Origin of the sequence: Falsiroseomonas sp., assembly GCF_030695085.1 — a bacterium.
Classification (GTDB): domain Bacteria; phylum Pseudomonadota; class Alphaproteobacteria; order Acetobacterales; family Acetobacteraceae; genus Falsiroseomonas.
In genome coordinates this window covers 25,816-38,403 of the sequence record NZ_JAUYTS010000142.1, presented here as the reverse complement: position 1 = coordinate 38,403, position 12,588 = coordinate 25,816, and the positions used below count along the sequence as shown (strand labels likewise).

Below are 12,588 nucleotides of genomic sequence, written 5' to 3'. Positions count from 1 at the left end.
GGCGATGCGGCCCGGGCTGGTCCTCGCGGCGCTCGGCGTCACGCAGATCCTGGGCTGGGGCACGGCGTATTTCCTGCCCGGCGTGCTGGGGCCGGCGATGGAGCGCGACCTCGGCCTGGCGCCGGGGCGGGCCTTTCTCGGCATCGCCATCCTGCTGGGGCTGGCCGGATTTCTCTCGCCGGTTGTCGGGCGGTTGATCGACCGGCACGGGGCACGGCCGGTGATGGCCTGCGGGTCGCTCGTCTTTGCCGCCGGTCTGGCGCTGCTGGCATTCTCGCAGAACTGGGTGCAGGCGCTGGGGGCCTGCCTGGTGCTGGGCCTGGCCGCGGCGCTGGCGCTGACGGAGGCAGCCAATGCGGCCCTGGCCGCGCTCGGGGCGGAACGCGCGCGGCGGCGGCTCGGGCTGCTGGCGCTGGCCTCCGGCCTGTCCTCCATCGTCACCTGGCCGGCGCTGGCGGCGGCGGAGGCGGCGTTTGGCTGGCGCGGCGCGGTGCTGGCCTCGGCGGCGGTGCATCTGCTGGTGGCGTTGCCGCTGCACCTGGCCTGCGTGCCGGCGGCGCCTCGCGGCGCCCGGCCGCCACGGCTGGCGGGCGGGCTTCTGCCGCCGCGGCTGCGCTGGCTCTCCGCCGCCTTCGCCATGCAGACGCTGGTGGGCAGCGCGATCCTGGCCAATATGGTGCTGCTGGTGGAGGCGCTGGGGATGGAACGCGGCAGCGCCATCTGGTGGGCCGCCCTGGTCGGCCCGGCGCAGGTGACGGCGCGGCTGCTGGATGTGGTGGGCGGCGGGCGGTTCAGCGCGATCGCCACCGCCTCCGTCGCTCTGCTGCTGATGCCCCTCGCGCTGCTGATGCCGCTGGTGGCACCCATTGGCGTGGCGCTCGCCGCGCCGGTCTTCGTGCTGGCCTATGGGCTGGCCTCCGGCGTCATGTCCGTGATGCGCCCGGCCTGCCTGATCGAGCTGCATGGCACGGATGGCTACGCCACCGTCGCCGGGCGGGTGATGGCGCCCGTGACGGCCGCCATGGCGGTGGGGCCGGCGCTGTTCGCGCCGCTGATCTTCGCGCTGGGGGCGGAGGCATCGCTGGCGCTGGCGGCGGTGGGCGCGCTGGCCAGCCTGTTGCTGCTTCGCATCGCCGCACGCGCATCGTAGGCTTTGCGGCATGAGGTTCCTGCCCCTGCTTCTGCTGCTGGCCGCCTGCGCCACCCCGCCGCCGCCCTGCCCGCCCGGCACCCAGGCCGCGACGATGCTGGAGGGCTATTTCGGCCGCAACTCGGGCGGGGCGGAGGTGGTGGATGACGCCGCCTGGGCCGGCTTCATGGACCAGGTGGTGACCCCCGCCTTTCCCGATGGCCTGACCGTGCTGGATGCCGCCGGCCAGTGGCGCGGCGCGGCCGGGCGGCTGGCGCGGGAACGCAGCAAGCTGCTGGTGGTGGCGATGCCCGGCGCGACGCCGGCGCAGGCGCTGGCGCGGATCGACCCCGTCATCGCCGCGTTTCGCGCCCGCTTCGCGCAGGAAAGCGTGATGGTGACGACGGCCGGGGCCTGTGTGAGGTTCTGACCTCACCACCGGAGGAACCCGACCCATGCCCACCACCGTGAATGAGATGCTCGCCGCCGCCCATGCCGCCGTGCCGCGCATCTCCGCCGCCGAGGCCCGCACCCTGGCGGCCAACCCGCAGACCGTGCTGCTGGATGTGCGCGACGCGGCGGAGGTGAAGGCCTCCGGCAAGGCGAAGGGCGCGGTGGCGGTCTCGCGCGGCCTGCTGGAATTCCGCGCCGATCCGGAAAGCCCGCTGCATGAGGCGGCCTTCGACCGGGCCAGGACCATCATCATCTACTGCGCCTCCGGCGGCCGCGCCGCGCTGGCGGGCAAGACGCTGAAGGATATGGGCTACACCGACGTACGGAACCTCGGCGGCTTCAAGGACTGGGTCGAGGGTGGCGGCGAGGTCGAGATCGGCTGACCGCCGGAGCAGTTTAGCGCGCCAGCATCGCCTGACTGAGGATGCGGGCATAAGGGTCCGCCAGGGCCTGCGGTGTACGTGACTCGCGCAGGCGTCTCATGTTTGCGGCCTGCCGCGCATGGCGCGCCGGGTCGAAGCTGTTCGCCAGGTTGTGCAACACTTGGCGAAGCTCGGCTTCGTCCTCACAGAGAAAGCCGATGTCGCCCGCCTGCTGGAAGAAGCTTTCCATGCTACGGCGGCGCAGCGCAATCACCGGCTTGCCTGCCGCCACGGCATCGAGAAGCGTGCCACTGGCAGCCAGATCGTAGTAGCTGCCTTGGACCGGAACGCAGACATAGTGCAGCGCCTTGAGCCGGGCGAGATAGACTTCCCGCTTCAGATGCGCGCCGTCCGGAGGATCGGTAAACCCCGTCATTGGCTGCCCGATGAATTCGCGATGCATGGCGCCGACATGGTGGAATGCGAGGCCCGGAACATCGGCCAGCGCGGCGACCGTGCGCATCCACAGGTCGAACCCTCGCCCTCGATTGGCGATCCCTAGCGTCCCAATCCGCACCGGCACGTCCGGCAGCGCCTCCAGTTCCAGGGAAGCACCGGCTGGATGTGGGATGAAATCAACTTTCCCTTCCAACCACGGGGCGAGTTGGACCATTGCTTCCGCCACATGGCGTTCAAGTACAAGAATCCGAAACCGCTGCCCTGGCAACCACCGCAACGCGGCGTGCAGGTCGATGATGCGGGCTAGCGGATTGCGGGATCGCCAACCCTCACGAAGCACATTCACTTCGCCATGCAGGGGGAATTGCATGGGCGGGCCGCCCATACGCTGCATGATCCACGCGCCGAACATTCCTGCAGGCGTGCTGGAGGACACGATCATCGCGGCGGTTTTTCCAGCATGGGCACGATGTATCTGGCGAAGGGTGGCAATAGCGTGAAGGATGCGGGCGAAGGAGGAATGGGTGACCTCCGCCTTGTCTGGCCAGAGAGTGAGGGCATGAAATGCGAGCCCGTCCTCGCCGTCCAGCAGCGGCCGGATCGCGTCGAGATGCGTCGGGTCCGCCCAAAAGGCGATCCCACGCTCCGGGAACGCCCGCATGACGGTCTGCAGAAACGCGGCGTTAAACGGGGCGTGGCGCCCGCTGCGGTTGGAAAGCTCGACCACAACGATCGGCCCGTGGCGCTCCGACGAAGGCCACGGCTCCGCCCCGACCGTGGTTGCCAGAACCCCCTTTGCTGAAACCTCCACGACCTTCATTACACCCACCACGTATTTATTGTGCGACCATGACCATTAAAGGGATGCTGCGGGAGACCCAGAGGCCTTCACAATCTCGATAGACAAACGCGTAAGATGCTGAAAAATGAAACTTATTTTGTTGCGATGCCGTTCAAACTATTGAATTTTCAGGAAAATCAAATACTAGAAACCGCGATACCGCCATGAAATATGCTGGTAATTTTTTTTCGACGTCCATTTTTTCGTGTGCTCGGGTTTGGCAGTCGCAGCTCTCCGGGCCGTGGCTGTGCGTCCTGCTGGTGCGCATAGTCCGCGGCTCACCAATCTCCCTCAAAGCGATACGGCCCGCTGAACCGCCTGGGGGCCGCGGCCACCCCGCGACCTCATCCGTTCGGAGGATCTGGCCGGCCAGCCGCGGCCACCGGTTCAGCCGAAGGCGCCCACCTCATGCGCGATGGCGGCCGAGCATTCCCGCACCTGGGCGAACAGCCCGGCCATCGGGGTGAAGATCGCGGTGTGTTCCGCGGCGTAGGAGGCCCCGCCACGACCCGGTGCCGGTTCGTGGAAATCCAGGCTGCTCGCCGGGTCGGGGCGGGAGGGAAAGACCTCCGCCAGCAGCGCCAGGGCGCGATCCACATCCAGCTGCAGGATGCCGCGGATCAGCGCCTCTCGCGTTGCGCCGTGGCGCGGGCTGAATTCGGGAATCTGCACCGCCAGCAGCCAGATGCGATGGATCAGCGCCAGGCGCAGCGCATGCAGCAGCACCAGCCGGTCCGGCATCCGCGGCAAGTCCGGCCAGGCGGCACGCAGCGCCAGATGATCGGCCTGCAGGTGCCGCAGCATGCGCCGCACATCGGCGGACAGGCCAAGCCGTTCGAGCGCGGAGGCCACATGCATCAGCTCCTCCCGCCGCCCCGGGCGCCTGGTGGCGCCGGCGCGGTCGAGCCAGGGGCCGGGGTCCAGCGTATCCACCCCGGCCCGCAGCACGCCGAGATCGGAACACGCCGCCGCCCGCGCGGCCATGGCCACGGCGCGGGCGAAGCGCGGGCTGCGCGCCAGCATGTCTGCGAAGCTGTCCGGGTTGGCGGCCACCGCGGCGCCGAGGCCGTGCAGCGTATTCGCCAGCCAGCCCATCTGCTGCAGGATGGCGTTGTTCGGAATGGCGCGCAGCTGGGAAGGGTGGGTGATGCGCGCCGGCCCGCCCATATCCGATTGCCGCGCCGAGGGCCGCGAGCCGGTGCGGTCCAGCAGCCCCGGTCCGAAGGCGCCGAGCAGCGCGGCATAGCCCGGGTCCTCCACCAGGATCTGCATCTCCCGCCGGATGGTGGCGAAGAAATCCGCGCCGTAGTCGCTTTCCGCATAGATCGGGTCCGGCTCGGTGGCCGGTGGCGCGAAGGCGTGCTCGGCGATGCGGGCGATGGTGGCGGCGGCCAAAGCGGGGGTGCCGAACAGCAGATAGCCATCGCCGCCCTGGAAGCTGCTTTCCTCCCGCAGCTTCAGCCCCGCCTTGGCCAGCGCCGCCCGCGCCTGGGGCGGGGAGAGGTAGTCCAGCCGATCCGCCAGGCTGTCCGGATGCCCACCACGGCCGATGCTCTCGCCATGGGTGTCGAACAACACCAGCTCGATCTCGGACAGGCCATGCCGGCGGAGCTGATCGGCCAGGCGCAGCTTCAGGCGTTCCGCCAGGTAGCTGGCCGGAAGCTGGCCGACATAGCGGCCGGAATCGGAATAGCCGAATTGCAGGCACAGCCGGCCATGGGTGCGGAGGTAGTCGCGAAAGAAGGGGCTGCGCAGCGCCTCCTCCACCACCTTCTCACCGCGCTCCAGCGCCTCCGCCGTCTCGAACAGGGGCGAGATCTCGACATGGCGCTCGATGCCCAGGCGCTTGGCCAGCCACAAGGCACCGAGCAGCGTGTAGCCGCTTTCGGTCTCCGCGATCAGGAAGCGCACGGGCTGGGACGCATCCACATGCTTGGCGATCTGCGCCACCGTCATCATCAGCCGCACGGCGGAGGCCTGTTCGGCCAGCAGCGCGCCGAAATCCACTGGCTGCGGCGTGACCTCCGCCAGCGCCGCATTCACCTGGGCCAGCAGGCCGCGGCGGCTGGCCATGTCGTCCGGGCTGGCGGTCAGGCCCAGGCGCTGGCGCAGCGCGTTGTGGATCTGGCTCGCATTCAAACGGGTGTGGGTATGCGCCAGCGCCAGGCCGTGCCCGGCGAGGCCGGCGCGGGCGATGGCGAGCGCCAGACGCGTCGCCTCATCCGGCGCCGCAGCCAAAGCCGCGGGGAACAGGCCGACCAGCGGGCCAGGGTCGGTCAGGGCCGCCTCGCGCTCACCGATCAGCACCGCGGCGAAATGCTGCACTGCCTCCGGCACCGGGGTCTGTGGCACTGCATCCAACTGCCGGGCGACGGCGGCTTCGGCCTGGCCAGCGCGGGCGGCAAGCGCTGCCGCGCAGTCACCGAGCGGGGCAAGCTGCGCGGCCAGGCGCTGCAATTGCAGGCGCTTCATGGTCAGGCGCAGGCCGATCGTGTCCCACCAGCCGATATCGGTGCGGCCATCGGTATCGTAGCCGACCCAGGAACTCAGCAGGATCGGCGCCGGCAGCAGCGCCTGCCAGCGATCGCCCCAGATGCCGCGCGCCGCCCGCAGCAGCGCACCGTTCAACGCATCCAGCGCATCCCGCCCGCGCTGGATGGCGGCCACCGCCTGGACGAATTCCTCAACCAGCGTGGGTGCGGCAGGGCGGTGCGACAGGCCTGGCGGGAATGCGGCGCCAGACGCCGCCGCCGCCACGGCCGCACCGGTGCCGGGCGGCAGCGAAAAGGTGGGATGCGCGGTGAACACCGCGGCGAAGCGCGGACGCTCCACCACCTCCCGGAAGGCGGCGAAAGGCACCGGGCTGTCCTCCGGGTCCGGCCGCACCAGCCGCGCGGCCAGCGCATCCAGCGTCCCGGCGCCGCGATCCAACCCGACATAAGCCGCCAGCCGCCGGGCGCGGTCCGCGGCAGCGGTATCAGCCAGCCGCGCAATCAACTCCCCCACCGAGGCCGCATCCAACCGCCCATCATCCAGCCGCCGGCTGATGGCCAAGGCAATCAACAGGACAGGATCGCCAAATGGGTCCGTCGCCGCAGCCTCCCGCGCCTCCCGCAATTGCAGCAGCAGGGCGGCGATGATCTCGCCGATGCGGTCCGCCTCGGGCGGCGCGGCAACGGGGCTGGGTTCGGCGACAAGCGCCTGTTGCATCCGGTCCATGCCCCGATGCTGCACCTGCGAAGGCCCCGGACGCCAGCATGTTCTTGCGGGGTGGCGGCTGGTTTGTGCGGGCGGCCTGCAAGGAGGGCTCTGCCCTCGTGATCCCCTTTGACCGAACTTTGGGAGCGCTGTCGGCCAGGGGCGCGTGCCTCGGGAAAGATGCCGCCCGGCAGGACCGCGCCACCGAGTTCTAGAACTGCGCTGAACTGCCCCACCAGCTCGATGGCGGGCGGCCCGCCTTCGCCGTCCGGGGGCATGACGACCACCCGCGCGATCAAGGCCCGCGCCGCCTCGAGCGCCTCCGGCGCGCCCTCCCCGGCCAGTGCCTCCCGGAGCGCCGCAAGCCGGACGAGGCGGATGGGATGCGGGGACACGCAGGCCGACGCCGATGACCGAGACTTACAAGTGCGGGCCGCTGACCGACCACACAGACATAACAACCTCACGCAAGAGGTCGCTGCTCTCGGGTGCCACCACCACCAGCACGCCGGTCGGCTGCGCCATCTACGCCCGCTACTCCGATGACGGGCAGAACCCCAACTCCATCGCCGACCAGATCCGCCTCTGCCGCATCTACGCCGAGCGCCCCGCCGGACTGGAGACGCGGCGGGAGTAGCGCCGCGCCTCCCTCGCCGGGCCGCCACCCGCACCAGCGAGGCTGCCCCCCTGACCTCGGGGTGATCTGCCGCGCCATTTTGGGCCAAAGCACGAAATACGTGAAACACCGTTGGAAACGGGTCGGCGCTTGTCGCGAGGCAGCCCGCTCGGTCATCATCGACGGGATGCGTCGAGGAGGATGACCTGAGCGGAATATAGTCAGGGCCGTCAACTGGCCCACGACCAAAGTCTCGGCCGTTGACCGGCCTCAATCGCGCCGGCAGCATTGCGCAATGACCATCGCGGCCGAAACCCAGCTCCTCCGCCACGTGCTGGAGACAGAAGAAGACGCGATTCCCGCTTCCGCGAAGCAGGCGGCCCGCCGCTTCCTGTTTGACACGCTGGCCGTGGGTCTCGCCGGCTCCGCACATCCCGCGCAGCCAGGGCTGCTTTCCGCCGCCAGCCGCTGGGGTGCGGGCGCGGAGGCCGGGATCTGGGGCGAGACCGCGCGCCTGCCCGCGGCGCAGGCCGCCTTCGTCAACGCCTTCCAGGCACATGCGCTGGAGTTCGACGCGATCCACGAGGCGGCCGTCGTCCATGTGATGACGCCAACCCTCGCCGCCGCGCTTGCGGAGGCGGAGCGGCAGTCTGCGCTGGGCAGGCCGGTTGCCGGCAGCCAATTCCTCGCTGCTCTCGTCCTCGGGGTCGATCTCGCCTGCACCATTGGCGCGGCAGCGCGCGGGCCGATGCGTTTCTTCCGTCCGGCGACCGCAGGCATGTTCGGCGCCTATGGCGCGGTCGCGCGGCTGCGCGGCTTCGATGCCGCACGCGGCGCGGCTGGTGCGGGGCTGATGCTCGGCCAGATCCCCGGCACCATGCAGGCGCATCACGAAGGTTCGATCGCGCTGGCGGTGCAAATGGGCTTCGCCGCCGCGGCAGCCTTCCGTGCGGCGGACCTTGCCGAGGCTGGGGTGAGCGGCCCGCTCGCCTGGCTCACCGGCCCCTCCGGCTTCCTCGAAATGACGGAGGCCGGGCATGATCTTGAACCGGGCCTCGCCGCGCTCGGCCGCGATTGGCAGGTGACGCACCTGGCGCACAAGCCATTCCCCTCCGGCCGCCTGACCCATCCCGCCATCGATGGGGTGCAGCGGCTGATGGCACGCGGCGGCATGGATCCCGGGCGGATCCGGGAGGTTCGGCTGCACCTGCCGCCGCTCGCGATGCGGCTCGTCGGCCGCCCCCTGGTGCCGGAGCTGACCGAGAACTATGCGCGGCTCTGCCTGCCCTATGTCGTGGCGACCACGCTGCGCTTCGGCACCGTCGGGCTGCAGGATTTCACCCCCGCACGGCTGTCGGACCCCGCGACGCTCGCCCTCGCGCTGCGCGTGAGGGTGATGGAGGATGGGACCAGTGACCCCAACGCGGTCGTGCCGCAGACCGTCGGGATCATCGGCGAGGAGGGCCTGGCGGCGCGTGTGGTGGTCGAGGCCGCGCTCGGCAGCCCTGCCAACCCGCTGACGGAAGCGGCGCAGATGGCCAAGGCGGAGGCCTGCGCCGCCGCCGCACGGCATCCCATGCCGCCGGAGCGCCTTCGCCAGCTCGCGACGCGCGTCGAGGCGCTCGCATGCGCGCCGGATGTCGCCGCGCTGGCGAAGGCGCTCGGTCCAGTCTGACCGACCGCTCAGCCCGTGATGTAGCCGAGCGCGCGGTCGCGCGTATTGGCCTCGGCATCGCGGCGCGCAGGATCGCCGAAGCCGCCGCCGCCCGAGGTCTCCAGCCGCACGACATCGCCGCGGCGGAGCTGCACGCCGTCGCTCTTCGGCGGGATCGGCGTCGCCTCGCCGTCGCGGATGCGCAGCAGCCGCCCGAGGCTTCCGGGGCGGCCGCCGGCCAGGCCGTAGGGCGGGAAGCGGAACCGGTCCATATTGGCGGTGAACACGCAGGACGGGCTCTCGACGCGCCATTCGCGCACCAGGCCGAGGCCGCCGCGGTGCTCACCGGCGCCGCCGGAACCGGGCAGCAGCCCGTAGCGGGTGATGGAGAGCGGCATCTGGCTCTCGATCATCTCGACCGGGATGTTGGCGTTGTTGTGCATGCCGAAGGACCAGGCGTTGACGCCATCCTTTGCGGGGTGCGCCCCGGTGCCGCCGATCTCGATCTCCACCAGCACCTCGCGGTGCCCGTCCTCGGCGATGGTCTGGAAGGTGACGACGTAGCTGCCACCATAATACGCGGCGGGGATGCGGTCGGGCAGCGGCTGGTGCAGCGCGCCGAACAGCACATTGGCCAGGCGGTGCGTCACCGCGACGCGATGCGCCACGGAGGCCGGAGGGCGGCAGCTCGTCACGCTGCCTTCGCGGTGGATGATGCGGATCGGGCGGTAGCAGCCGGCATTGGCCTGCACGGCGCCATCGGTCGCGGCGATGATGGCGTAGTAGGCGGCACAGTCGGACATCGCCGGCGTGCAGTTCACCGGACCGCGCTGCTGGTCCGCGCAACCGGTGAGGTCAACCTCGATCTCATCATCCGCAATCGTCACGCGCGCATGCAGCCGAACCTTCTCGCCGGAGACGCCGTCCTCGTCGAGGAAGTCCTCGAATTCATAAACGCCGTCTGGCATGGCGCGGATGGCGGCGCGCATCGCCGCCTCGCTCATATCGAGGATGCGGGCGCAGGCCTCCAGCATCACATCCGCACCGTGCCGCAGCGCGAGGCGGCGGATGGAGGCGGCGCCGACCTCGAGGCTGGCGAGCTGGCTTTGCAGATCACCGAGCATCAGCGCGGGCTTGCGCACATTCTGCCCGATCATCGCCCAGACCGCCTCGTTCAGCTTGCCGCCCTCGATCAGCTTCAGCGGCGGGATTCGTAGCCCTTCCTGGAACACCTCGGTCGCCGTCGCGGCGTAGCTGCCGGGCGCCATGCCGCCCATGTCGATGTGGTGGCAAAGCGCGCCGACATAGGCGATGCGCCGGCCTTCATGGAATACCGGCTTGAAGACAAGCACGTCGTTCAGGTGCTGCGCGCCACAATAGGGGTCGTTGGTGGCGACGATGTCCTCCGCCCCCCAGCGCTCCGCATCCACAAAGCTGGCGAGCAGCGTGCGCAGCGCCGCACCCATCGAGTTCAGGTGCTGGGGGATGCGCGCGGATTGCGCGACGTTGTTGCCCTCCGCGTCGAAGACTGCGGTGGAATAATCAAGCAGCTCGCGCACGATGGTGCTGCGGCTGGTGCGCCAGATCGTCACGTCCATCTCCGCCGCGGCCGCCGTCAGCGCGTTGCGGATGACCTCGATCTCGACCGGTCCGAGTCTGCTCATGCCGTTCATCCCTCCGCTGCCGCATCGCTTTTGTGCGACGCAATCAACGCCCCGCCGGTGCCGAGGGTCGCGATCCATCCGCGGCCGATCCAGTGCGTCGCGAAAGGCTCCTCCACCACAGCGGGCCCCTCGATGCGATCAGCAGGGCCGAGTGCGTCGCGGTCCCAGACCGGCAGATCGCGCCATTCCCCGCCTTCGAAGACGCGGCGCGTGCCCTTGCGGGCGGGGCGTGTGGCGGGCTGGGGCTCCGCCACGCGCGGCTTGGGCAGGCTGCCGGTGGCGAGGGCGCGCAGCGTCACGATCTCCACCGGATCGCCGGGATTGGCGTAGCTGAAGCGCTGGCGGTGCATGGCGTGGAAAGCCTCCACCAGCCGCTCCAGAGCCGCGGCATCGGGCGCGGCGATCTCGCCCCAGGGCACCAGCAATTCGAAGGCCTGGCCCTGGTAGCGCATGTCCGCGGCAAGCTCGATGCGGCGTTCCGCAGGCGGAATGCCGTCGCGCGCCAGCCGCGCATCGGCCTCGGCGCTGAGCGAGGCCACCGACTCCGCGATCGCGGGCAGCGAGGCGGGCTCCGCTCGGCAGAGGCGAGAGCGCGCGAGGTCCTGCGCCAGGTCGGAGAACAGGATGCCGTAGGCGGAGAGCGTCCCGGGATCGCGCGGGAAGACGACATCGGAGATGCCGATCTCAGCCGCCACATCGGTCGCGTGCAGCCCGCCTGCGCCGCCGAAGGAGAGCAGTGCGAATTCGCGCGGGTCGAGCCCCTTCTCGAACAAAGAAAGGCGGATCGCCGCACCGAGGCTGGCATTGGTGACGGTCAGCACGCCCTCCGCCGCGCGCTCGACCGTCAGGCCGAGCGGCGTGCCGACCCGCGCCTCGATCGCGGCGCGCGTGGCGGGCATGTCCAGCTTCATCATGCCGCCAAGGAAGAAATCGGGATCGAGCCGCCCGAGGGCGAGATTGGCATCCGTCACCGTCGGCTCCGTCCCGCCGCGGCCATAGGCGACGGGGCCAGGCTTGGCCCCTGCACTGCGAGGCCCGACGGTAAGGCGCCCGCCCGCATCCACCGCGGCGATGGAACCACCACCAGCGCCAATGGTCCGCATATCCACCATCGGCAGGCGCACCGGCAGCCGGTCGATCTCACCCTGCGTCACCACGGAGACGCGCCCATTCTGCACCACGGAAACATCGAAGGATGTGCCGCCCATATCCACCGCGACCAGGTTCGGCCGCGCCAGCATCTGCGCCAGCCGCCCCGCCGCAAGGGCGCCGCCGGAGGGGCCGGAAAGCAGCAGCCGCGCCGGCTGTTCCGCCGCGGTGCGCAGGCTGCAAACGCCGCCATTGGACTGCACGAGAAAGATGAGCGGACGGAATCCGCCCTCACCGAGCCGCCGCTCCAACCGGTCGAGATAATTCTGCACGACCGGCAGCAAAAGCGCGTTCAGCACTGTGGTCGAGGTCCGCTCATATTCGCGGATCTCCGGGCTGACGTCGCAGGAAAGCGAGACCGGCAGGCGCGGCCGCGCTTCCGCCAGCAGCGCGCCCAGGCGCCGCTCATGCGCGGGATTGGCGTGGCTGTTGAGCAGCGCGACGGCAATGCACTCCGCCTCCAGCGTATCGATCCGCGCCAGCAGCGCGGGCAGCGCGGCCTCGTCGAGCGGCTGCTCGGCGGTGCCGTCGGCGCGCATCCGTTCCGCCACGCCGAGACGCCGGTCGCGCGGGATCAGCGTGGGGAAGGGATCGGGTGCCAGGCCGTAGATGTCGCGTCGCACATGGCGGTTGATCTCCAGCACGTCCTCGAAGCCGGCGGTGGTCAGCAGCACGCCGCGCGCCAGGCGGCGCTCCAGCACCGCATTGGTCGCAATGGTTGTGCCATGCAGCAGCAGGCCGATATCGGCGAGGGCGAAGCCGAAGCGCTCCGCCGCCTCACGCAATCCCGTCGTGAGGCCGAGCGAGGGATCGTCCGGCGTGGTCGGCGTCTTCCATGCGTGCACGGCGCCGGTGCGGGCGTCGAACACCTGCAGGTCGGTGAAGGTGCCGCCGATGTCCACGGCGACCCGCACGGGGCGGGGCGGCTCAATGTCGCTTTGCAACGCGTGCTCCAAGGCCAGGAGATGGCGAGAAAAATATCATGCTGCGATGTGCGGTACTTGACCAGGGGTGCCGCGCGGAATTGCCAGATATGCGACGCATCGCGCACGGAACGATCTCG

The 12,588-nt window shown here is 70.2% G+C and carries 9 protein-coding genes; 5 read left to right on the top strand and 4 right to left on the bottom strand.

Going from position 1 to position 12,588, the window contains the following annotated elements; translation table 11 throughout:
* Positions 1–4: 4 nt before the first annotated feature.
* From Q8S40_RS15160 to Q8S40_RS15150, 3 genes are read left to right on the top strand one after another with little or no spacing between them, the layout of a single operon-like run.
* Complete coding sequence (locus tag Q8S40_RS15160) at positions 5–1,150, top strand: MFS transporter (RefSeq protein WP_305671041.1); 1,146 nt, start codon at positions 5–7, stop codon at positions 1,148–1,150.
* A 10-nt stretch (positions 1,151–1,160) separates the two neighbouring features.
* Entirely contained in the window at positions 1,161–1,559 is a 399-nt protein-coding gene (locus Q8S40_RS15155) for a DUF3574 domain-containing protein (RefSeq protein ID WP_305671040.1), read from the top strand.
* A 25-nt stretch (positions 1,560–1,584) separates the two neighbouring features.
* Positions 1,585–1,965 (top strand): rhodanese-like domain-containing protein, encoded by a 381-nt coding sequence (locus tag Q8S40_RS15150; RefSeq protein ID WP_305671039.1) that lies wholly within the window; start codon positions 1,585–1,587, stop codon positions 1,963–1,965.
* A gap of 13 nt (positions 1,966–1,978) precedes the next feature.
* On the opposite strand, the gene Q8S40_RS15145 is transcribed toward Q8S40_RS15150, so the two are convergent.
* The gene (locus tag Q8S40_RS15145; protein WP_305671038.1) at positions 1,979–3,223 is read right to left on the bottom strand and encodes a hypothetical protein; all 1,245 of its coding nucleotides are present in this window, start codon (positions 3,221–3,223) and stop codon (positions 1,979–1,981) included.
* A gap of 408 nt (positions 3,224–3,631) precedes the next feature.
* Positions 3,632–6,454, bottom strand: a complete 2,823-nt coding sequence (locus tag Q8S40_RS15140) for a phosphoenolpyruvate carboxylase (RefSeq protein WP_305671037.1) — start codon at positions 6,452–6,454, stop codon at positions 3,632–3,634.
* A gap of 397 nt (positions 6,455–6,851) precedes the next feature.
* Between Q8S40_RS15140 and Q8S40_RS15135 the strand changes: the two genes are divergently transcribed.
* Entirely contained in the window at positions 6,852–7,079 is a 228-nt protein-coding gene (locus Q8S40_RS15135) for a recombinase family protein (protein WP_305671036.1), read from the top strand.
* 274 nt (positions 7,080–7,353) lie between these two features.
* Complete coding sequence (locus Q8S40_RS15130; RefSeq protein ID WP_305671035.1) at positions 7,354–8,733, top strand: MmgE/PrpD family protein; 1,380 nt, start codon at positions 7,354–7,356, stop codon at positions 8,731–8,733.
* A gap of 8 nt (positions 8,734–8,741) precedes the next feature.
* On the opposite strand, the gene Q8S40_RS15125 is transcribed toward Q8S40_RS15130, so the two are convergent.
* The gene (locus Q8S40_RS15125) at positions 8,742–10,376 is read right to left on the bottom strand and encodes a hydantoinase B/oxoprolinase family protein (RefSeq protein WP_305671034.1); all 1,635 of its coding nucleotides are present in this window, start codon (positions 10,374–10,376) and stop codon (positions 8,742–8,744) included.
* A gap of 5 nt (positions 10,377–10,381) precedes the next feature.
* Complete coding sequence (locus Q8S40_RS15120) at positions 10,382–12,439, bottom strand: hydantoinase/oxoprolinase family protein (protein ID WP_305671033.1); 2,058 nt, start codon at positions 12,437–12,439, stop codon at positions 10,382–10,384.
* Positions 12,440–12,588: the final 149 nt, after the last annotated feature.

Excerpts from the sequence above, each read along its gene's own strand:
- Q8S40_RS15160 (WP_305671041.1), top strand. The coding sequence starts at position 5 with ATGCGGCCCGGGCTGGTCCTCGCGGCGCTCGGCGTCACGCAGATCCTG.
- Q8S40_RS15150 (WP_305671039.1), top strand. The coding sequence starts at position 1,585 with ATGCCCACCACCGTGAATGAGATGCTCGCCGCCGCCCATGCCGCCGTG.
- Q8S40_RS15140 (WP_305671037.1), bottom strand. The coding sequence starts at position 6,454 with ATGCAACAGGCGCTTGTCGCCGAACCCAGCCCCGTTGCCGCGCCGCCC.
- Q8S40_RS15145 (WP_305671038.1), bottom strand. The coding sequence starts at position 3,223 with ATGAAGGTCGTGGAGGTTTCAGCAAAGGGGGTTCTGGCAACCACGGTC.
- Q8S40_RS15155 (WP_305671040.1), top strand. The coding sequence starts at position 1,161 with ATGAGGTTCCTGCCCCTGCTTCTGCTGCTGGCCGCCTGCGCCACCCCG.
- Q8S40_RS15125 (WP_305671034.1), bottom strand. The coding sequence starts at position 10,376 with ATGAGCAGACTCGGACCGGTCGAGATCGAGGTCATCCGCAACGCGCTG.
- Q8S40_RS15130 (WP_305671035.1), top strand. The coding sequence starts at position 7,354 with ATGACCATCGCGGCCGAAACCCAGCTCCTCCGCCACGTGCTGGAGACA.
- Q8S40_RS15135 (WP_305671036.1), top strand. The coding sequence starts at position 6,852 with ATGACCGAGACTTACAAGTGCGGGCCGCTGACCGACCACACAGACATA.